This is a genomic window from Methylobacterium sp. Leaf88 (assembly GCF_001422795.1).
GTDB lineage: Bacteria > Pseudomonadota > Alphaproteobacteria > Rhizobiales > Beijerinckiaceae > Methylobacterium.
This window is the reverse complement of the sequence record NZ_LMMK01000052.1, coordinates 109,883-129,678: the sequence shown is the minus strand read 5'-3', so window position 1 is coordinate 129,678 and position 19,796 is coordinate 109,883. Positions and strand designations below refer to the sequence as shown.

The 19,796-nt window shown below is 70.7% G+C and carries 17 protein-coding genes; 5 read left to right on the top strand and 12 right to left on the bottom strand.

The window, feature by feature from the left end; all coding sequences use genetic code 11:
- Positions 1 to 153 precede the first annotated feature (153 nt).
- From typA to ASF20_RS20680, 7 genes are all read right to left on the bottom strand, one after another.
- Positions 154 to 1,974, bottom strand: coding sequence for a translational GTPase TypA (gene typA / locus ASF20_RS20710; RefSeq protein WP_056212074.1), 1,821 nt, complete (start codon positions 1,972 to 1,974; stop codon positions 154 to 156).
- Between the two features lie 157 nt (positions 1,975 to 2,131).
- Positions 2,132 to 3,460 carry an MFS transporter gene (locus ASF20_RS20705; protein ID WP_200927251.1) on the bottom strand — a complete coding sequence of 443 codons (1,329 nt, stop codon included), beginning with the start codon at positions 3,458 to 3,460 and terminating at the stop codon, positions 2,132 to 2,134.
- A 129-nt stretch (positions 3,461 to 3,589) separates the two neighbouring features.
- Positions 3,590 to 5,116, bottom strand: a complete 1,527-nt coding sequence (locus ASF20_RS20700) for a hypothetical protein (RefSeq protein ID WP_082501483.1) — start codon at positions 5,114 to 5,116, stop codon at positions 3,590 to 3,592.
- Positions 5,117 to 5,212: 96 nt separating this feature from the next.
- A complete protein-coding gene (locus tag ASF20_RS20695; protein WP_056277530.1) occupies positions 5,213 to 6,505 on the bottom strand; it encodes an ArgE/DapE family deacylase in 1,293 nt (430 codons plus the stop codon).
- A 52-nt stretch (positions 6,506 to 6,557) separates the two neighbouring features.
- Positions 6,558 to 6,896 carry a DUF3325 domain-containing protein gene (locus ASF20_RS20690; RefSeq protein WP_056212070.1) on the bottom strand — a complete coding sequence of 113 codons (339 nt, stop codon included), beginning with the start codon at positions 6,894 to 6,896 and terminating at the stop codon, positions 6,558 to 6,560.
- On the bottom strand, positions 6,893 to 8,422 hold the full coding sequence (locus ASF20_RS20685) for a PepSY-associated TM helix domain-containing protein (protein ID WP_056277527.1): 1,530 nt from the start codon (positions 8,420 to 8,422) through the stop codon (positions 6,893 to 6,895). The genes ASF20_RS20690 and ASF20_RS20685 overlap by 4 nt, the downstream gene beginning before the upstream one ends.
- On the bottom strand, positions 8,419 to 8,748 hold the full coding sequence (locus tag ASF20_RS20680; RefSeq protein WP_244472641.1) for an iron transporter: 330 nt from the start codon (positions 8,746 to 8,748) through the stop codon (positions 8,419 to 8,421). Before ASF20_RS20680 ends, ASF20_RS20685 begins: the two co-directional genes overlap by 4 nt.
- Positions 8,749 to 9,194: 446 nt before the next feature.
- On the opposite strand from ASF20_RS20680, the gene minC reads away from it, so the two are divergent.
- Positions 9,195 to 9,851: a septum site-determining protein MinC gene (gene minC, locus ASF20_RS20675; protein ID WP_056277524.1), complete on the top strand. Its 657-nt coding sequence runs from the start codon at positions 9,195 to 9,197 to the stop codon at positions 9,849 to 9,851.
- A gap of 3 nt (positions 9,852 to 9,854) precedes the next feature.
- On the opposite strand, the gene ASF20_RS20670 is transcribed toward minC, so the two are convergent.
- Positions 9,855 to 10,649, bottom strand: a complete 795-nt coding sequence (locus ASF20_RS20670) for an enoyl-CoA hydratase/isomerase family protein (RefSeq protein WP_056277521.1) — start codon at positions 10,647 to 10,649, stop codon at positions 9,855 to 9,857.
- 91 nt (positions 10,650 to 10,740) lie between these two features.
- Positions 10,741 to 11,658 (bottom strand): polyphosphate kinase 2, encoded by a 918-nt coding sequence (gene ppk2, locus ASF20_RS20665; protein ID WP_056277516.1) that lies wholly within the window; start codon positions 11,656 to 11,658, stop codon positions 10,741 to 10,743.
- 195 nt (positions 11,659 to 11,853) lie between these two features.
- Here ppk2 and ASF20_RS20660 point away from each other — a divergent pair, with 195 nt between their 5' ends.
- Positions 11,854 to 11,982 carry a hypothetical protein gene (locus ASF20_RS20660; RefSeq protein WP_055945825.1) on the top strand — a complete coding sequence of 43 codons (129 nt, stop codon included), beginning with the start codon at positions 11,854 to 11,856 and terminating at the stop codon, positions 11,980 to 11,982.
- Positions 11,983 to 12,066: 84 nt separating this feature from the next.
- Here ASF20_RS20660 and ASF20_RS20655 read toward each other — a convergent pair whose 3' ends face one another.
- The gene (locus tag ASF20_RS20655; protein WP_056277513.1) at positions 12,067 to 13,692 is read right to left on the bottom strand and encodes an ABC-F family ATP-binding cassette domain-containing protein; all 1,626 of its coding nucleotides are present in this window, start codon (positions 13,690 to 13,692) and stop codon (positions 12,067 to 12,069) included.
- Between the two features lie 159 nt (positions 13,693 to 13,851).
- Positions 13,852 to 15,045, bottom strand: a complete 1,194-nt coding sequence (locus tag ASF20_RS20650) for a patatin-like phospholipase family protein (protein WP_056212057.1) — start codon at positions 15,043 to 15,045, stop codon at positions 13,852 to 13,854.
- Positions 15,046 to 15,469: 424 nt separating this feature from the next.
- Between ASF20_RS20650 and ASF20_RS25320 the strand changes: the two genes are divergently transcribed.
- Both ASF20_RS25320 and ASF20_RS20640 read left to right on the top strand, forming a co-directional pair.
- A complete protein-coding gene (locus ASF20_RS25320; RefSeq protein ID WP_056277510.1) occupies positions 15,470 to 16,591 on the top strand; it encodes a histidine kinase dimerization/phosphoacceptor domain -containing protein in 1,122 nt (373 codons plus the stop codon).
- Complete coding sequence (locus tag ASF20_RS20640) at positions 16,588 to 17,028, top strand: response regulator (RefSeq protein WP_056212054.1); 441 nt, start codon at positions 16,588 to 16,590, stop codon at positions 17,026 to 17,028. The genes ASF20_RS25320 and ASF20_RS20640 overlap by 4 nt, the downstream gene beginning before the upstream one ends.
- Before the next feature lie 6 nt (positions 17,029 to 17,034).
- Here the strand turns inward: ASF20_RS20640 and ASF20_RS20635 are convergent, their stop codons facing one another.
- On the bottom strand, positions 17,035 to 18,891 hold the full coding sequence (locus ASF20_RS20635; RefSeq protein ID WP_056277506.1) for an ABC transporter ATP-binding protein: 1,857 nt from the start codon (positions 18,889 to 18,891) through the stop codon (positions 17,035 to 17,037).
- Positions 18,892 to 19,080: 189 nt separating this feature from the next.
- Here ASF20_RS20635 and ASF20_RS20630 point away from each other — a divergent pair, with 189 nt between their 5' ends.
- Positions 19,081 to 19,707 carry a helix-hairpin-helix domain-containing protein gene (locus ASF20_RS20630; RefSeq protein ID WP_056277502.1) on the top strand — a complete coding sequence of 209 codons (627 nt, stop codon included), beginning with the start codon at positions 19,081 to 19,083 and terminating at the stop codon, positions 19,705 to 19,707.
- Positions 19,708 to 19,796 lie beyond the last annotated feature (89 nt).

The window sequence follows — 19,796 nt, the reverse complement described above, 5'->3', positions numbered from 1 at the left end:
GATCCAACCTAACGTTGGTAATAAATATATTCTAGGTATTATTTTGCGATCCTGAGGCGCCGCCGAGGGCGCGAGAGGCGGGACGGAAAAACGAAAAAAGGCCGGGCTTTCGCCCGGCCTCCCATCGTCTGTGCTTGAGAAGGGTGTGCGTCCTTAGGCGACGCCGCCCGAGCGCTCGAAGCGCTTGCGCTCATTGGGGTCGAGGTAGGTCTTGCGCAGGCGGATCGACTTCGGCGTGACCTCCATCAGCTCGTCGTCCTGGATCCAGGCGAGCGAGCGCTCCAGGGTCATGCGGATCGGCGGCGTCAGGCGCACGGCCTCGTCCTTCGAGGTGGTGCGGATGTTGGTGAGCTTCTTACCCTTGAGCACGTTCACCTCGAGATCGTTCTCGCGGTTGTGCTCGCCGATGATCATGCCCTGGTAAACCTTGGCGCCGGGCTCGATCATCATCGGGCCGCGATCCTCAAGGTTCCACATGGCGTAGGCCACGGCCTCGCCCTTGTCGTTGGAGATCAGCACGCCGTTGCGGCGGCCGGGCATCTCGCCCTTGTAGGGCTCGTAGGCCTTGAACAGACGGTTCATGATCGCGGTGCCGCGCGTATCGGTCATGAGCTCACCCTGGTAGCCGATGAGGCCGCGGGTGGGCGCATGGAAGACGAGCCGCAGGCGGGAGCCGCCCGACGGCTTCATCTCGATCATCTCGGCCTTGCGCTCGGACATCTTCTGCACGACGACGCCGGAATACTCCTCGTCGACGTCGACCACGACCTCCTCGACCGGCTCGAGGACGTTGTCGTTCTCGTCCTTGGAGAGCACCACGCGGGGACGCGAGACGGCGATCTCGAAGCCCTCGCGGCGCATGGTCTCGATCAGGATGGCGAGCTGGAGTTCGCCGCGGCCCGAGACGAAGAACGAATCCTTGTCGGCCGCCTCCTCGATCTTGAGCGTGACGTTGCCCTCGGCCTCCTTGAACAGGCGGTCGCGGATCATGCGGCTCGTGACCTTATCGCCCTCGGTGCCGGCCAGCGGCGAATCATTGACGATAAAGGACATGGTGACGGTGGGCGGATCGATCGGCTGGGCCTGGATCGGGGTCTCGACCTGCGGATCGCAGAAGGTGTCGGCCACGGTGCCCTTCACGAGGCCCGCGATGGAGACGATGTCGCCGGCCTCGCCCACATCGATGGGCGCGCGCTCCAGGCCGCGGAAGGCCAGGATCTTCGAGACGCGACCGGTCTCCACGAGCTTGCCCGTGCGGTCCATGACCTTGATGGCCTGGTTCGGCTTTACGGTGCCGGACGCGATGCGGCCGGTGATGATGCGACCGAGGAACGGGTTGGCCTCCAGCAGGGTGCCGAGCATCCGGAACGGACCCTCCTCGACCTTGGCCTGGGGCACGTGTTCGAGCACGAGGTCGAACAGCGGGGCGAGGCCCTCGCTCTGGTCGCCGTCGGGCGCCGTCGCCATCCAGCCGGCGCGGCCGGACCCGTAGAGGATCGGGAAGTCGAGCTGCTCGTCGGTGGCGTCCAAGGCCGCGAAGAGGTCGAACACCTCGTTCACCACTTCGGTGATGCGGGCGTCCGGACGGTCGACCTTGTTGATCGCCACGATCGGCTTCAGGCCGATCTTGAGGGCCTTGCCGACCACGAACTTGGTCTGGGGCATCGGGCCCTCGGCCGCGTCGACGAGCACGATCACGCCGTCCACCATCGAGAGGATGCGCTCCACCTCGCCGCCGAAATCGGCGTGGCCGGGGGTGTCCACGACGTTGACGCGGGTGTCCTTCCAGACGACCGAGGTCGCCTTGGCCAGGATGGTGATGCCGCGCTCCTTCTCGAGATCGTTCGAGTCCATGGCGCGTTCCTCCACGCGCTGGTTCTCGCGGAACGATCCGGACTGCGACAGCAGCTTGTCGACGAGCGTCGTCTTGCCGTGGTCGACGTGGGCGATGATGGCGATGTTGCGAAGCTTCATAGGGTATCCGGAAGCGAGAAGAGCCCGTCACGCGACGGGCCGCAGGAATGCGGCCGGCTGCGCCGGGTCACGGGATCGAGCTATCGCGTCGCAATATAAGGTGTGAGGCTCCGGGGCAAGGGGCGACCGCCGTCGGACCAAGCATGCCCCACCCCCGTCAGGCGCGGGCGGCCTCCAGGCGCAGGGCCCGGACCCGGTAGCGGCCGAGCGCGGTGACGCACACGAACGAAATCGCCGCGAGCGTGGTGCCGAAGGCGGCGATGGGCCACCAATGGCCCTGGAAGCGCTCGGCCAGGAGGGTGCCGACGATCGGGGTCAGGCCGCCCGCGATCGCGCCGCAGACCTGGTAAGCGACGGAGATCGCCGTGTAGCGCACCCGCGTGGGGAAGGCGCCGGCCACGTAGCCGGCGATGACCGCATAGAAGGTGGCGCTGCCGAGCACGTTGAGGGCGAGGCCGAGCGTCAGGGCGGGGACGGAGCCGAGATCGACCAGGAGGAACAGGGGATAGGGCGCCAGCATCGCCCAGATCAGGGTGCCCTGGAGGAACAGGCGCTCGTTGCGAATCGCCTCGGCGATCCGCGCGCCCACCGGCGTCATCACGAACTGGACGCAGGCCGCCACCAGCAGCGCGTCGAGGATCGTCGCCCGGGGCAGGCCGAGATACTGGGTCGTGTAGGTGATCATGAAGGTGTTGAAGAGGTAGACCGATCCGATCGCGAAGGTGTTGGCGCCCGCCGCCAGGGCGAGCGGCGTCAGGCTGGTGATCAGAACCTCGCGGATCGGGGCCTGGGCCGGGGCGGCCGTCCGGCTCGCGGCGTCTCGATCCTCCTGGAAGTCGGGTGATTCGCCGACGCCGAGGCGGATGAAGAGGCCCACGAAGAGGAGCACGACGCTGACGAGGAAGGGCAGGCGCCAGCCCCAGGCAAGGAAGCTCTCCCTGTCCATCAGCCCGGCGAGGCGGAAGGCCAGCAGCGACAGGATCTGCCCGGCCGGGCTGCCGAGCTGGGCGAAGGAGGCGAAGAAGGTCGAGCGTCCCTTCGGGGCATGCTCGGCGGCGAGCAGCACCGCCCCGCCCCACTCGCCGCCGACCGCGATGCCCTGCAGGATGCGCAGGACCACGAGGGCGATGGGCGCCCAGATGCCGATGGTGGCATAGGTCGGCAGCAGACCGATGCCGGTGGTGGCCAGGCCCATCATCACCAGGGTGACCACCAGCGCCTTCTTGCGCCCGAGCCGGTCACCGACATGCCCGAAGACCAGCCCGCCGAGGGGCCGGGCGAAGAAGCCGACCGCGAAGGTGCCGAAGGCCGCCAGGGTCGCCACGAAGGGCGTCGCCTCGGCGAAGAACAGCGGCCCGAACACCAGGGCGGCGGCCGTGCCGTAGATGAAGAAGTCGTACCACTCGATCGTGGTGCCCACGAAGGCGGCGATGGCGGCCCGGGCCGGCTGGCGCAGCGCCGACTCTGGCATCGAAGGTTCGGACATGCGGTGGTCTCCCGGGCGATCGAGCGGGGCGGAGGGACGGTCCAGCAAGCCCCGGACCGCACCGCACGCGATGGGGCACACGGTCGAGCCCGATGCCCCGCTCCAACCGATACGCGCCGGGCCCGGCCGCTACTTCGCCGCCACCGGCCGCACGGACCAGGTGGCCCAGTAGACGGGGCGGCCGAACACGCTGGACGCGTTCGCGCCGCCCGGCCCCGGCGCGAGCCGGTCGAGCCAGGTCAGGAAGCCGGCCTTGGCGCGGTAGTTCGTCGGGGTTGCGAGGTTGCCGTACCGGTCCGTCATCCAGAAATGCTGGCCGCGCCCGAAACGGCCCGACCCGTCGCCGCCCGAGCGCAGGCCGAGATAAGCGGTGGAGCGCATGATCGCCTGCGGCTCCGAGAACCAGGTCAGGCCCGCGAGCGAGCCCGGCGCGAGGTCGGCGGTGTACTGCACGCAGATGTCGGCCACGGGACCGTCCATGGTGTTGGCGGGGCGGTTGCAGCGATAGGCCGCCACCCAGCGGTCCATGTCCCGGGCCTTGGCCACCCGCACCAGGCTCTGGGCCGGCAGCGGCTCGGCGACGGTCCGGGCCGGCGACCAGACGCGGTCGGCGGTGAGATCCCTGCTGGTGCGCAGGTAGAGGCCCATTCGCCGGTTCGCCGCCGGCTCGTTGCAGTCCGAGGGCAGCACGTCGGTGTAGTAGTAGTGGTAGACTTGATCGACCACGCTGATCGCGCCGACCAGATCGGTGCGGTCGAAGCCCTGCCCGGCGCAGTTGCCGATGAGCGCCGCCCCGGTCTCGTCGAGGACGGCGCTTGGGCTCGGCGCCTCGGGCGTCCGCGACCGGCCGCGGCGGGAGCGTGCTTCCGGACGGTCCCCGCCGAACGGCGTCCAGACCGTGCCCGCCTCCGTGCGGCCGCGGATGTCGAAGCTGGCGAAGTCCAGCGTGCGGGCCTGGAGCAGCGCGTGCCGGTTGCCGGCCTCGGTGGGCACCGCCGCGAGGAAGAACACGTAGCTGTAGGCATCCCCACCCCAGGCGCGCCCCGCCACCGTCATCGGATGCCGGGCCGCGATGCCCTCGCCGGCCGGCTCGGGCGCCGGGGCCGGTGCGGGTTCGGCCCGGCGACGGCCGCGGCGGCGTCCGCGCTCCTGGGCGCCGGCGCCCTCCTGGCTGCGGGCGACTTCGCGGGCCATCTCCCACAGGCGCCCCTGGGTCGGCGGCATCGTGGTGGCGAGTTGCTCCGGCATCGCCCCGGAGCGGACCGAGCCGCCGTCGAGGGGGTCGGTGGCACGGCGCGGCGCGCAGGCCCCGTCCGCAGCGCCGCGCCGGGATTTCTTGGCGATCAGGGGCGTCTCGGCCTGGTATACGGCCTGGAGCGGTCCGGTGCCGGGCGTCGTGCGGATCACCTGCACGCCGCTGGCGGATTCACAGGCCGGGGGCGCGAAGAACACCCCTTCGGCCTCGCTCCCCCGGCAGATCTCCAGGGTGCCGCCGCCGGTGACGTAGCAACTCGTATCGGTGGTCTGCGCGCCGGCAGGGCTTGCCGCGAACCCCAGGAGAAGCGGCAGAAACGCCGACGGGACGACCCGCGGGCGAGCCGGCTGACGGGGAACGCCGGAGGGCGCAGCGAGGGGGAAGGTCCGCGGATGTGTCACGGTGGAGAGGGTTAGCGTAGCCCCGCGGTTCGACAAGGCTTCGCCGGGGCGCCATCCACACCGTCGGTCCTCACATTTCCGCGCAGGATCGCCGGGTCAGCCAGCGTCCCGGGCCTCCGTCCCGCACCACTCGGCGATGAACAGGGCCATCGCGGTGGTGATCCGCTGCACGGAGGCGAGGCTGACGCGCTCGTCGAAGCCGTGGATGTTCTGGCTGATCGGGCCGTAGCAGAGCGCCGGCACCCGGTCGTAGAGGGCGTAGACCCGGGTATCGAGATAGCTCGGCGACATGAAGCTCTGCAGGTCCGCGCCGGTCGCGGTCCGGTGTGCCCGGCCGAGCGCCGCCTCGGCCTCCGATCCCTCCGCCAGGGCGTAGCCCTCGGCGAAGAAGCCGTCGAAGCTGACGCGGGGCGGCGTGTTCGACAGGAAGGCGTCGTCCCGGGCGAAATCGCCGATCGCCTGATCCACCGCGCGGGCGGCCTCCGCCGCCGAAACGCCCGGATAGAGGGCGATGCGGCAGTCGATCCGGCACCAGGCCGGCACCGAGGAGGCCCAGTCGCCGCCCGCGATCCGACCGACATTGAGGTTGATGGCGTCGGGCTGGTCGGCGAAGTGGGGATGGGCCGCCTTCTCGGCGTTCCAGCGCGCCTCGAGGGCCCGCAGGGCGCCGATCACCCGATAGGTGGCGTCGATGGCGTTGGCGCCAGCGCCCATCTCGCGGACATGGACCGGACGGCCGCGGACCTCGACGGTGAACCACAGCACGCCGACATTGGCGCGCACGAGTTTCTCGTCCTCGGGCTCGGGGACCAGCACGGCATCGGAGCGGTAGCCGCGCAGATGGGTCATCAGGGCGCCGTTGCCGGTGGATTCCTCCTCGACCACGGATTGCAGGGTGACGGTGGCCGCGGGCTGAAGGCCGATCCGGGCCAGCGCGTCGAGAGCGAACAGGTTGGCGGCGTGGCCCGCCTTCATGTCGGCCGCCCCCCTGCCGTACATCCAGTCGCCGTCGATGACGGGCTCGAAGGGCGGATGGGTCCAGAGATCCGCGGGGCCGGGCGGTACCACGTCGACATGGGCCTGGAGGATCAGCGAGCGCCCGGTCTCGGCCCGCGGCCGATGGATGCCCACGACGAGGGGCGCCTGCGAATGCGCCTCCGACATCGCCGCCCCGCCCGGATGGGCGGCAAGGGCGGCCCCGTCCATGGTGAAGCGGTCGATGGCATAGCCGCGGGCGCGGAAGGCCCGGAAGACGAAATCCTGGATCGCGTGCTCCGCGCCCCGCGTCGACCCGAACCGCACCAGGGCCTGGGTGTGGGCGACCTGCTCGGGAAATCCTGCCGCGACGGCCTCGGCGATGCGGGCGGCAAGGGCGGGATCGAGGGGCATCGGCGCTCCGGCGCTGGCGAGGGGTGCGGCCAGGATAGCGGTGCCGGCCGGTTCAGGCGAGCAGCGCCGCCGCCAGCGCCACGGGCAGGGCAAGCAGCGCCGCCGGGCGGATCCAGGCCGGGCGGTAGGACACCAGCCCGACCACCAGGAGCGCCGCGCCGGTGAGCGAGCCGATCCACTGCACAGGGCCGAAATTCCAGTCCGAGGTGACCACGGCGGCCGCGAAGGAGGCCGCGATGGCGGCCCAGCCGGCGAGCCGCAGCGCCCCGGCGCGGGTCCGCGTCTGGCTGCGCCCCGCGATGGCCCGGTGGTGGCGGTCCATGGCGAGGCAGAGGGCCGCCAGCCCGGCGAAGCTGAGGGCGAGGTTGAGGGCGATGGAGAGCGGCGTCATGCTTCCGCGAAACCTTCGGGCACCCGGGCCGGGCCGGGGCGTGCGGCCTGCCGGCGCGCCTCGTAGTCGGAAACCTTGCGCGCCCCGAGGGCCAGGGCGAGGCCCAGCCCCAGCATGGCGGCGTCGAAGGCCAGGAAATCCAGGCCGCGATCCGTGGTCAGCGCGCCGACCACCGGCACGGCGCCGAACAGGAAGCCGGCGGCGAGGCCCAGCTCGGTCCAGGCCCTGCGGTGCGGGCGAAGCAGGGACACGAAGGCAGCCAGCGCCCAGGCGCCGAAGAAGACGCTTCCCTCCCAGGTCGCCCGGTGGGCGAGGTCGACGGGCAGCAGCCGGTTGCCGAGGAGAAACGCCGCCATGCCGATGGGCAGGCCGAGGATCGTCCCGAGGTTGAGGCCGCGCACCAGGCGCAGGCCGAAGCCCGGCGCCTCGCCCGCCTTCGGCGCCCGGGCGACGGTCCAGAGGACGAGGCCCGTGGCGATGGTGGCCGAGCCGAGCAGCCCGCAGAGGAAGAACAGTGCCCGCAGGGCCGTGCTGGCGAAATGCGCCTCGTGCAGGCCCATGAAGCTGGTGAAGACCTGGGCGGCCGGCTTCAAGGGCTCGACCCGCTCGACGACGGTCCCGGAGGTGGCGTCGAAGGCGATCTGCGGATGCTGGTGGGCGAGGCCGTGGGGCTCCTCGAAGACGGCGACCACGGTGGCGTTGGCATCGCCCGGATTGTTGACGATGACCATCTCGAGGGGTTCCGACACCTCGCCCTGGGCCCGGGCCAGCAGCGGCGCCAGCGGCACGGCCTCGCCGGGTCGGCCGGCGGCCGGGCGCCAGGTCGTGGTCTGGGCCGCCTCGACGTAGAAGCGCAGGTCGTCGCCCTTGTAGGCCGCCGTCACGCCCCAGGGCATGTACATCACGCCGAGGGTCACGATCCCCGTATAGGTGATCATCAGGTGGAACGGCAGGGCGAGGACGCCGGTGACGTTGTGGGCGTCGAGCCAGCCGCGCTGGGCCGACTTGTCCCGCCGGAAGGTGAAGAAATCGGCGAAGATGCGCCGATGCGTGACGATGCCGGAGATCAGGGCGATGAGAAGGATCATCGCCGCGGCGCCGACGATCCAGCGGCCGAGGACCGGCATCATCTGGAGCTCGTAATGAAAGCGATAGAAGAAGTCGCCGCCCTGGGTGTCGCGTGCCTTGGTGGGCGCGCCGGTCTCGACGTCGAGCATGGCCTGCCCGAGGGGAGCCTCCAGGCTGTCCATCCAGTAGACGGCGATCATCGGCCGGTCCGGCTGCGGCACGGAGACGTACCAGGCCATGGCCTTCGGCGCATGGGCCTTCAGGTAGGCGACGCCGCGCTCGGCGGCCGGAACCGGATCGGAGGGACCGGCGTGCAGCTCCGGGCGCATCCAGAGCGAGAGGTCTGCGCGGTAATAGGTGGCGGTGCCGGTGACGAACACGGCGAACATCACCCACCCGGTGACGAGCCCGGCCCAGGTGTGGAGCCAGGCCATCGACTGGCGAAATCCCTGTCTCATGCGGGCGGTCCCATCGCGACGCCGTCGAGGGCCAGCCAGAGGCCGAGGCCCACCAGCGCGATCGGAAGCCCGAGGCCCAGAGCGGCGCGCAGCAGGGTCCGGGCGGCGAAGACCCAGATCACGGCGCCGGCCAGGATGGCGAAGCTGATCAGGGTCGCGGTGGCCACCGCCTCGGAGCGCACCATCGGCAGGGTCAGCGACAGGAACGCCGTCGCGAGCCCGGCCAGGGCGTATCCGCCGAAGGCCGCCAGCCCCACGCGTGCCGCCACCGCGGAGCGGTAGCGCCAGCCACGTCGCAAGCGGGCCCTGTCGAGGGGACCGGAAATCTCCGTCACGGGCAAACCCTTCGAGACTTACACGGGCGAGACCGGTGCGGAGACAGGCCCCGCAACGGCAGGCAAGATCGGCAATCCCGGCCGGGACAAAGCGCCGGCCGAGTCCCCAACGCGTGAGGATCACCCCCGCTATAGCGATCCTGGTCTTGGGCTCGCAAACCCTATGTTATGGAATCATTCCAATTCGACTTTGGGATGCTGCGTCGCGCCTGCGGCAACGTTGCGGTTCGCGCGCCGGTGTGACGGCGCGCAGGACGGTGGCGGCGTGCGGAATTCGTGTTGACGGGCCGCAGGTCGCGCCCTGTGCAACCGGACCGCGGGTTAGGATAAAGTGACGGCGAGCGTCCGCTTCCCGCCCATACCACCCGAGAACAAGACACCCGATCGTGACCGCAAGCTCCCCCCGTCCCCCGATCCGCTTCCGCGGCCGCTCGTTCATGGCCCTGGTGCTCGCCCCGGTGCTGCCCGTCTCGGACTGGCTCGACGAGCTCGACGCGCTGGCCCGGCGCTCGCCGGCCTTCTTCGTGGGTCGCCCCGTCATCCTCGACGTGGCCGGGCTCGGGCTCGAGCGGGAGGCCCTCGTCGCCCTGGTGGCCGACCTCGCCGCCCGCGACGTGGCCGTGATGGGCATCGAGGGGGCCGATCCGGGCCAGCTCGGGGCCGGCCTGCCCCCGCCCCCGGCGGGCGGGCGCCCGGTCGATGCGGTCCCGACCCCGGAAGCGACGGCGGATGCCGCGCCGGTCGTGCCGTCCGCGCCGGCTCCGTTCCGCTCGCTGATCCTCGATGCGCCCGTCCGCTCCGGGCAGACGATCCTGCACCTGGAGGGCGACATCACCGTGATGGGCTCTGTGGCCTCCGGGGCCGAGGTGATCGCGGGCGGCTCGCTCCACGTCTACGGCGCCCTGCGCGGCCGGGCGATCGCAGGGGCGGCCGGTAACCCGGACGCGCGCATCACCTGTCGCCGGTTCGAGCCGGAACTCATCGCCATCGACGGGCTCTACCGCACCGCCGACGACCTCGGCCCGGTCCAGCGCGGGTTGCCCGCCCAGGTCCGTCTCGAGGGCGACGCCATCAAGGTGGCCGGCCTGGACTAGGCCCTACCGGCCCGTCCAGGCCGGGGGACGCTTGGCGAGGAACGCCTCCATGCCCTCGCGAAAATCCGAGCTGGTGTAGCAGAGGCGGATCAGGTCGTCGCCGGGACGCTCGTCGCCCGCATCGTCCGCGTCCTGAAGGCGGCGCAGGCCCTCCTTGGTCGCCCGCAGGGTGAGCGGCGCGTGACCGGCCACCAGGGTCGCGAGCTCCGTGGCGCGGGCCGCCAGGGCCTCGGCATCGGCCACGACCTCGCCGACGAGCCCGATGGCCAGGGCCTCCTCGGCCCCGACGAGGCGGGCGGTGAAGATCATGTCCTTGACCCGCGCCGGCCCAATCAGGGCGGAGAGCCGCCGCAGGTTGCCCAGCGAGAGGCAGTTGCCCAGGGTCCGGGCGATGGGAAAGCCCAGGCGGGCGTCGCGGGTGGCCAGTCGCAGGTCGCAGGCCGCCGCGATGGCAGCGCCTCCGCCCGTGCAGGCGCCGGCGATCGCCGCGATGGTGGGCACGGACAGGCGCTCCAGCGCGCCCATCACCCGGTCCATGAAGCGCTCGTAGTCGATCGCGTCCTGCGCGCTCGTGAAGCTCCGGAACTGGGCGATGTCGGTGCCGGCCGCGAAGGCCTTCTCGCCCGCACCCGTGATGACCAGGGCCTTGACGCTCCCGTCCGCCTCGAGGCGCGCACAGGCGTCGATCAGGCCCTGGTACATCCCGAAGGTGAGCGCGTTGCGCGCCTGCGGCCGGTTGAGGGTGAGACGCGCGATGCCGCCCTCGACCGTGAAGCGGAGTTCGTCGATCTGGGTCATGCGGGGTCCCTGGGCGCCGGGCGCGGATGCGTGCCCCTTTCCTCTCGCCCATCGGGGCCGGGCGGAGCAAGCGGCCGGCCCCCTTCCCGCCTCAGAACACGGACGGCACGAACATCCCGGGCGGCACCGGGTGGCGGGTGTAGTCGTCGTGGCGCTCGCGGTCCGGCAGGTGCACGGGCGGATGCGCGACGTCGCCGTAGGGGATCTGCGTCAGGAGGTGGCTGATGCAGTTGAGGCGGGCGCGCTTCTTGTCGACCGCCTCGACCACCCACCAGGGCGCCTCGGGGATGTGCGTCCGGGCCAGCATGTCCTCCTTCGCCTTGGTGTAGTCCTCCCAGCGGCGGCGGGACTGCACGTCCATCGGCGAGAGCTTCCACTGCTTCAGCGGATCGTGGATGCGCATCTGGAAGCGGAAGGCCTGCTCCTCGTCGGTGATCGAGAACCAGTACTTGAGCACGATGATCCCGGAGCGGGTCAGCATGCGCTCGAATTCGGGTACGGAGCGGAAGAATTCCTCCACCTCGTCGGGCGAGCAGAACCCCATCACGCGCTCGACGCCGGCGCGGTTGTACCAGGAGCGGTCGAACAGCACGATCTCGCCGCCAGCCGGCAGGTGGGCGACGTAACGCTGAAAGTACCACTGGGTGCGCTCGCGCTCGTTCGGGGCGGGCAGCGCCGTGACGCGGCAGACGCGCGGGTTGAGCCGTTGGGTGATGCGCTTGATCACGCCGCCCTTGCCGGCGGAGTCGCGCCCCTCGAAGATCACCACGACGCGCAGCTTGTGGGCCTGGACCCAGTCCTGCAGGCGCACCAGCTCGTGCTGCAAGCGGAACAGCTCGCGGAAATAGACCTTGCGGTCGAGGCCGGGCGGACGGGCGGGCTGCCCGAGTCCGTCGGCCAGGCGCTCGAGGCGCTCGTCTTCCATCTCGAGCTCGAGTTCCTCGTCGAAATCGTCGGCGACCTCCCGGCGGATCGCCTCGATCTGCGCTGCCCGCTGTCCGCCGTCCATGTGGAAGCCCCGTCCCCGCCGAAATGCCGGCCGCGCTTAGACCACGGCATCATGACAGGCTTGATACGGCGTGAGGGGCCGGCGACGGTCCGAGGGAACGGGGACCGCACATCGCGGGTTGAACGACAAGCTGCGCCATTTCGCGGGCCGAGAGCCCGGCTCGCCCGGCGCCCCACACATCTAGAGGGTCCACCCATGAGCCTGATCGGACGCATCGTCACCAAGCTTCTCGGCAACGAGGATCGTCCCGTGGTCCGAGACGACCGCAACTACGATTCCGGCACGCCGCTCGGCCGCCTCGTGACCAAGATCCTGCGGAAGTAAGAGCGCTCTCCGGGCGGCCGAGGCCGCCCGGTTTCCAAAGCCCTGGGCGGCTGAGTCCGCCCGGCTCCGGACTGTTCTCGCGGCTCAGGCCGCCCGGCGCTTGGCCTTCTTCTCGCGTCCCTGGCCCGGCGCGCGCTGGCCGGCCCGGGTCCGGTCGAGCACGAATTTCGCGTAATCGTCCATGTCGCCCGCGAAGGGCTTGACCGTGTTGTCGGCCGCCAGCCACAGGCGATCCGCCACCAGCTCCATCAGCGAGCGGTCGTGGGTGATGAGGATGACCGCCCCGCCGTAATCGTTGAGCGCGTCGAGGAGCGCCCTCCGGCTGTCGATGTCGAGATGGTTGGTCGGTTCGTCGAGGATGAGCAGGTGCGGCGCCTGCATCGCCACGAGGTTGAGTAGCAGGCGCGCCCGCTCGCCGCCCGAGAGCGCGTCCACCGTCGTCTCCTGCTTGTCGAAGGCGAGGCCGAAGCTTGCGAGCTTGGCGCGCCGGGCCGACTCGCTGTCGTCGGGGCGCTCGCGCCGGATGATCGCGAGCGGCGTGTCCTTCGGGTCGAGGGCCTCGATCTGGTGCTGGTGGAACCAGCCGACCTGCACGCGCCCTTCCCGCACCATGCGCCCGTCCCGCACCGCGAGGGCGCCCGCCGCCATCTTGGCGAAGGTCGACTTGCCCGCGCCGTTGACCCCCAGCAATCCGATGCGGTCGTCGACGTCGAGGGTCAGGTTGAGGTCGCGCAGCACCGGCGCGTCGTCGCCATACGCGATGGTGGCGTCGGTGAGGTGCATCAGGGGCGGAGCCAGCGGCCGCTTCGGCGAGGGTAGGTGGAACGGTGCCACGTGCTCCTCGATGGTGGTGGCGATCGGCTCCAGCTTGGCGAGGCGCTTGACGCGGGACTGCGCCTGGGCGGCCTTCGAGGCTTTCGCCTTGAAACGATCGATGAAGCTCTGCAGGTGCGCGCGCTCCGCCTCCTGCTTCTGCTTGGTCGAGGCCTGGAGGCGGGCCTTCTCGGCCCGGCGCTTCTCGAAGTCGTCGTAGCCGCCGGTGTAGAGTTCGAGCTTGCCGCCGGCCACGTGCAGGATCGCATCCACCGAGTTGTTCAGGAGCTCGCGATCGTGGCTGATGATCAGGGCTGAGTGCGGGTAGCGCTTCAGGCGCGCCTCCAGCCAGAGGGCGCCCTCGAGATCGAGGTAGTTGGTGGGCTCGTCGAGGAGCAGCATGTCCGGCTCGGCGAAGAGCGCGGCGGCCAGGGCCACGCGCATGCGCCAGCCGCCGGAGAATTCCGCCATCGGCCGGGTGAGGTCCTCCACGGAGAAGCCGAGGCCGGCGAGGATCTCGCCAGCGCGCGCCGGGGCCCGGTCGGCGTCGATCTCGATGAGGCGGGCATAGATCTCGCCCAGGCGCTCGGGCGCGGCGGTCTCGAGCTCGGCGTTCAGGGCCTCCCGCTCCACGTCAGCGGCCAGGATCGTATCGATCAGGCTGACGGGGGTCGCGGGGTGTTCCTGATCGACGGAGGCGACGCGGGCGGTCTTCGGCAGCAGGATGGCGCCCCCGTCCGGCTGCAGTTCACCCAGGATGATCTTGAAGAGCGTCGACTTGCCGACGCCGTTGCGGCCGACGAGCCCAACCTTGGCGCCGGGCGGCACCGCGACGCTGGCGCGATCGAAGAAGCGCCGGCCCCAGGCGCTGAAGGTGAGGTCGTCGATCTGAATCATGCGGGGGGCTCGTCGGGGGCGGGGGCACCGGACGGACCCGGACGCGGGCCGGACCCTATCGCACCGCACCATCCGGCGCGAGGGGTGCGGCACGCAACCGGCCCCCTCGCCCCACGCGCCTCGGGTCGTGCCCGGGCGGGAAACGACCCGGGCGCCGGCCTATTGCGCGGCCACCACCGAGGCCTTCACCAGCGGCGCCACCGGCACGCTCTTGCGCCAGAACGTGCCGGTGCGGCCGGTCTCGTAGCCGGTCTCGTACAGGCTGCGCATGTACCCGGTGTCGAAGCCGCGGGCCGTGGAGGTGTTGGGCGCGGATTCGTCGATGTAGGCGAGGTTGAAGCCGATGCCGTTGTTGCGGGTGAAGGCATAGGTCGAGGCCAGGGTGGCGCGGCTGCGGGCTCGGCTCGCCGTGGTGAACGCGCGCTCGACGATGGAGAGCGTGTTGTTCTGGGCGAGGTCGAATTCCGGCTCCAGGCGCCCGTTGATGATGACGTAGATGTCCGACTTGGCGCCCGCCTTGAACCGGCCGTCGCGCAGCAGGAACGATTGCGGGAGGGTGAAGACCGGCGTCACCACGGAGCCGTCGACATGCATCTCCTGGAAGGTGCGCTGCGCCGCCTGGACGTCGATGAGCTGCGGCGGGAACACCGCCGGGATGCTGGCCGATGCGGTGAGCACGTCGGTGAAGAGGTCGAGGGCGGCGGGGCCGCCGCTGGTGGCGATGGCACCCATGTTCCAGATCACGGCGCGCTGGGCATCGAGGTTCGTCGTCACCACGAGGAGGCGACGGCCCTTGGCATGCTGGGCGGCGACCGCCGCCAGGAGGTCCGGCGTCACGTAGCGCCGCACGAGGTCCCGCAGGCGCCCGTCCCCGAACAGGCCCGAGCCGAACAGCACGTTGGCGAAGCTCGGCGACTGGACCAGGGTCGAGGCGACGCCACTGGTGTAGATGTCCTTCAGGATGGCGTCGTATTCCGGCCCGACGAAGGCGAAGGGCGCGATCAGGGCACCGGTGGAGACGCCGGAGACCAGGGAGAATTCCGGGCGCTTGCCGGACTCGGTCCAGCCGTTCAGCAGGCCGGCGCCGTAGGCCCCGTCGCCGCCACCGCCGGACAGGGCGAGGTAGGCGAACGGCACCCTGCTGTTCTGGGGGCGCGCCGACATCTCGGTGAAGGTCTTCTCCGAGGCATCCGCGTAGGCGCGGACGTTCGGATCGAGCCCTGGCAGGACCGCGTCGGCCGCCTCGCTCGCCGTGTAGGGCGTGCGCGGCGTGCTGCCACAGGCCGCGACCTGGCCCGCAACGAGCAGGGCCAGGAGCCCCCGGGTCCAACGGCGACGACGCAGGTTCGACATGTCCACAGCCAAGTCCACAGCCTCAATCCCGGAGCCCGACCCCGGCACGACCCTAGCACGGAAAATGAGCTTGGCCGTTGCCGTGTTCCGGCTACGCTTCGCGACGCTGGACCGGTGTGGCATTCGGGCAGCAGCCGCGCGATCCCACGGGATCGTGCGGAAGCATGTCGACGGCCGGAGCCTCCGCGGCCCGGCCCGACATCAAATGAACTTCCTGCGCACACGTCCGTTGGAGCACCATACGGTGACGGTTGACCGTTGCAGTCACGACCCGACGTCCAGTTTCCCTCGCGAAACCTGCTTTCGCCGACCGGTCGCGCTCACGCGGAGCGGCCGTGCCGCCCGCATGTGCCGTCGATGGTCCTGACGATGACGGCGTGAGCAGGACAGCCCCAGGGATCGGTGGCGCGAAGAGGCAGAGGCGATGGAACGAGACGACGCGTGGCACCTGACGGGCGATCTGATGGTCGAGCACGGCAAGGGCGATCCGTTCGCCGCCGCCATCCGGGCCACCCGCATGCCCATGATCGTCACGGACCCGCGCCGCGACGACAATCCGATCGTCTTCGTCAACGATGCCTTCCTGCGCCTCACCGGCTACGAGCGCGGCGAGATCATGGGGCGCAACTGCCGCTTCCTGCAGGGCCCCGACACCGACCCGAACGCGATCCAGCAGCTCCGCGAGGCCGTGGGTGCCCGGCGCGACATTTCCGTCGACATCCTGAACTATCGCAAGGACGGCACCTCGTTCTGGAACGCCCTCTACATGAGTCCGGTCATCACCAAGGGTGGTGACCTGCACTACTTCTTCGCCTCGCAGCTCGACGTCACCGACCGGGTCGACGCGCAGATGCGGACGCAGAACGAGAAGGAGCACTTCGAGCGCGAGGTCGCCAAGCGGACGCGCGAGCTGTCGGACGCCCTGGCGGCCAAGACCATGCTCGTGCACGAGGTCGACCACCGGGTGAAGAACAATCTCCAGATGGTGGCCTCGCTCCTCACGATGCAGACCCGGAGCATCTCGGACCCTACGGCGCGCGAGGCAATGAAGTCGATGCTGACCCGGGTCGAGGCCCTGGGAACGGTGCACAAGCGCCTCTACCAGTCCCACGACGTCGAGCGCTTCGACGTGGCCGAGTTCGCCCGCGAGCTCGCCACGGACCTCGTGCGCGGCTCCGGCCGATCCGAGATCATCCTTCACCTCGACCTGGAGCCCGTGGAGGTCCCGGTGGAGAAGGCGCCGCCCGTGGCGCTGATGATGAACGAACTCATCACCAACGCGCTGAAGCACGCCTTCCCCAGCAACCGGCCGGGACGCCTCTCGATCCGGGTCCAGCCCGATGGACGCTACTTCGGCATCCGGATCATCGACGACGGCATCGGCATGCCCCAGGAGGTCGTCGGCACGCGCTCCTTCGGCAAGCGCCTGATCGAGAGCTTGGCGCGCCAGCTGAATGCCAGTATCGCCTGGCAACCGGGCGATCCCGGAACGTCGATCGACATTCGCCTCCCGCGCGAATCCCCGGGCGCCAAGGACAGCACGTGAGCGAACCCCTCCGGGTACTGATCGCGGAAGACGAGGCGCTCATTCTGATGCAGCTGGAATTCCTCGTGGAGGATGCCGGCCACGTCGTCCTCGGCAGCGCGGCGACCGCCGCGGAGGCGATCGGGATCGCCCGCGAGGTGCGGCCGGATCTCGTTTTCGTCGACCTCCAGCTGCGCGGCGGCTCGTCCGGCATCGACATCGTCCGGGCGTTGCGGGACGATGCCGCCATGATCCTGGTCTTCGTCACCGCCAATGCCCAGCACCTGCCCGAGGGATTCGAAGGGGCTGCCGGCGTGATCGCCAAGCCTTTCACCGAGGCGGTCATCTTCGACACCCTGGCGTATTTCAGCGAGTGCGTGCACGCGCCGCCGCCGCGCTCCCCCCTGCCCCTCGGCCTGCGCCTCGCGCCCGCCTATCGCGATGCCCTCGGCGTCTAGGCCGGCTCAGCGGTAGCCGGCCGCCTGCAGCTCGAACAGCTCGGCGTAGCGGCCACCCAGCGCCTGCAGCTCCGCATGACTGCCCGATTCGATGACCCGACCACCGGCAAGGACCAGGATGCGGTCCGCCATGCGCACCGTGGAGAAGCGGTGCGAGATCAGCACCGCCGTGCGCCCGTGGCTCAATTCGCGGAAGCGCTGGAAGACCTCGAACTCGGCCCGGGCATCGAGGGCGGCGGTGGGCTCGTCGAGGATCAGGATCTCGGCTTCGCGCATGTAGGCGCGGGCGATGGCGATCTTCTGCCACTCGCCCCCCGACAGGTCGACGCCCTCGGCGAAGCGCTTGCCCAGCGGCTGGTCGTACTGGAGGGGCAGCCGGCCGATGACGCCGTCGGCGAGGCTGCGCCCGGCCGCACGGGCGATCCGGTCGGGGTCGTCGCGCGCCTCGATGCGGCCCACGGCCACGTTCTCGCGGGCGGTGAAGCTGAAGCGCACGAAATCCTGGAAGATCACGCCGATGCGGCCGCGCAGGTCCTCGAGGTCGTAGGCGGAGAGGGGCCGACCGTCGAGGAGCACGCGGCCCTCCGTCGGGTCGTAGAGCCGGGTGAGCAGCTTGACGATGGTGGTCTTACCGGCGCCGTTCTCCCCCACCAGGGCCAGCACCTCTCCGGCCGCGAGGTGGAAGCTGAGGTCGCGCACCGCCCAGGTGTCGGTGCCGGGATAGCGGAATCCCACCGCCTCGAAGACGATTCCGCTCCGGATCGGACGCGGCAGGGGCGCCGGGTTCGCGGGTGAGCGGATCGCCGGCACCACGGCGAAGAACGAGAACAGGTCGTCGAGATACTGTGCCTGGGCGGCGATCTGCGAGAAGCCGAGGAGCAGCCCCTCGATCAGGCCGCGCAGGCGCTGGAAGGAGCCCGCCAGGAAGGCGAGGTCGCCGATGGAGAACTGGCCCGCGGCGGTGCGCCAGACGATGGTGGCGTAGGCGAGATAGTAGGCCAGCGTGCCCAGGGCCGCGAAGGCCCCGCCCCAGCCGGCGCGGCGCAGCGCCAGGGCGCGGTTGTCGGCCACGAGCTTGGACGCCAGCCCCCGGTAGCGCTCGGCGATGTAGCCGTTCAGCCCGAACAGCTTGACCTCCTTGGCGGATTCCACGCTCGCCCCGAGGAAGCGCAGGTAGTCGATCTCGCGCCGCTCGGGCGTCCGGGTCCAGGCCAGCCGATAGCCCTCGCGGTTGAAGTAGGTCTCGTTGAGGAAGGCCGGCACCAGGGCGACCACGAGCAGCAGGATCAGCCCGGGCGCGAAGGCCACGAGGCCCAGCGCGAAGGCCACGAGGGTGATGAGATCCTGCCCTTGACCGAAGAGCTGGAACAGGAGGTTCGAGCGGCCGGTGACCTGACGGCGGGCCCGCTCGAGGCGGTCCTGCTCCGCGCTGTCCTCGAACTGCTCAAGGTCGAGCTCGGCGGCGTGCCGCATCAGCTTCAGGGTGGCGGACGTGCCGTAGAGGTCGGCCACGAGGCCGTCGACCAGGGTGCTGGCCCGCCCGAGGAGGTCGGCGAGGATGGCAAGGCCGAACTCCGCCGCCACCAGCACGGCGAGGTGCCGCAGGGTGGGATCGGACAGCCAGGCCTCGGGCCCGAGGCCGCCCGGATGCGGCCGGGCATGCTCGGCCACGATCGCGTCGAGGATGAGCTTGGCGAGGTAGAGCATTGCCACGGGCAGGCTCGCCCGCGCCAGACGCAGGCCGAGGCTCACCACGAGCAGGCGGGGGCTCGCGGCATAGACGAGGCGCGCCAGGGCCGGGAGGTGGCGCAGGGCGCCGAGGCGCGCGGAGAGGACGGTCAGAGGGGAGAGGCGGTCGGGCATCGGCCGGGACCATGACCGGGAGCGGCACCTCCGTCGATGCCGCAGACGCCGCACCCGGTCGCGCAGATGTCAGCGCGGGACCGGCCAACGTCTTCAAGCTCTTGAGGACAGGCGATTCGCCGGCGAGACTTCACTTTATCGCCTATGTTAGGCGTTCATCCTCTTCTCAGGCGCGAGGCCGCCCTCACAATGCTCAGCGGTTCAGCGGTCCTGCGGGTCGGCATTCTCATCGTGGTGGCAGCCGTCCTGGCCGGGATCATCCAAATGCTGCGTCCGCAGGACAGCGGAACACCGGAGACGCCCATCACCCGGACGGCCCCGGAGACCGGGGCCGCCGGAACCCAGGCCGCGGTGCCGCCGGCCGCGACGCGGCCCGTCTCCCCGGTGGCGCCGGCGCCCCTGCCGCAGGCCGTGCCCGCCCCGGCGCCACAAGCCGCCGTGCCGCCGACGCCCGCGCCCGCACCGAATGCGCCCCTGCCGGCGCCCGCGCCGACGGCGCCGTCGCCCCATTCGCCAGCGCCGAGCGACCCGGCGCCGGCCCTCCCGGACCTCGGGACCGCCTCCCGCCCGACGCCCCCGTCGGCCGGCGAGGAGGCCATCGACACCGCCGCCGAGACGGCCGGGCCGAGGGGCGTCGCGATCGTCGACCTCAACACTGGAACCGTCGCCGAGCTGAACGGCCTCCGGGGCGGCGGCATGATCGGGCGCGCCATCGTGCAGAAGCGGCCCTACGCCTCCGTCGGCGAGCTCCTGTCGAAGCGCGTCCTCAGCCGGGCGGTCTATGAGCGGATCAAGGATCAGGTCACGGTGCGCTGAGCCCCGTTTCGGGTAGCGCGCCACGCGCCGTCTGCCTAAGATACCCCTCCGGCACGCCGGAAAATCGCTTCGATCACCAGGGACGAGCC

Coding starts and splice junctions, on each gene's coding strand:
- typA (WP_056212074.1), bottom strand. CDS start 1,974: ATGAAGCTTCGCAACATCGCCATCATCGCCCACGTCGACCACGGCAAG.
- ASF20_RS20705 (WP_200927251.1), bottom strand. CDS start 3,460: ATGTCCGAACCTTCGATGCCAGAGTCGGCGCTGCGCCAGCCGGCCCGG.
- ASF20_RS20695 (WP_056277530.1), bottom strand. CDS start 6,505: ATGCCCCTCGATCCCGCCCTTGCCGCCCGCATCGCCGAGGCCGTCGCG.
- ASF20_RS20690 (WP_056212070.1), bottom strand. CDS start 6,896: ATGACGCCGCTCTCCATCGCCCTCAACCTCGCCCTCAGCTTCGCCGGG.
- ASF20_RS20685 (WP_056277527.1), bottom strand. CDS start 8,422: ATGAGACAGGGATTTCGCCAGTCGATGGCCTGGCTCCACACCTGGGCC.
- minC (WP_056277524.1), top strand. CDS start 9,195: ATGGCCCTGGTGCTCGCCCCGGTGCTGCCCGTCTCGGACTGGCTCGAC.
- ASF20_RS20670 (WP_056277521.1), bottom strand. CDS start 10,649: ATGACCCAGATCGACGAACTCCGCTTCACGGTCGAGGGCGGCATCGCG.
- ppk2 (WP_056277516.1), bottom strand. CDS start 11,658: ATGGACGGCGGACAGCGGGCAGCGCAGATCGAGGCGATCCGCCGGGAG.
- ASF20_RS20660 (WP_055945825.1), top strand. CDS start 11,854: ATGAGCCTGATCGGACGCATCGTCACCAAGCTTCTCGGCAACGAGGAT.
- ASF20_RS20655 (WP_056277513.1), bottom strand. CDS start 13,692: ATGATTCAGATCGACGACCTCACCTTCAGCGCCTGGGGCCGGCGCTTC.
- ASF20_RS20650 (WP_056212057.1), bottom strand. CDS start 15,045: ATGTCGAACCTGCGTCGTCGCCGTTGGACCCGGGGGCTCCTGGCCCTG.
- ASF20_RS25320 (WP_056277510.1), top strand. CDS start 15,470: ATGGAACGAGACGACGCGTGGCACCTGACGGGCGATCTGATGGTCGAG.
- ASF20_RS20635 (WP_056277506.1), bottom strand. CDS start 18,891: ATGCCCGACCGCCTCTCCCCTCTGACCGTCCTCTCCGCGCGCCTCGGC.
- ASF20_RS20630 (WP_056277502.1), top strand. CDS start 19,081: ATGCTCAGCGGTTCAGCGGTCCTGCGGGTCGGCATTCTCATCGTGGTG.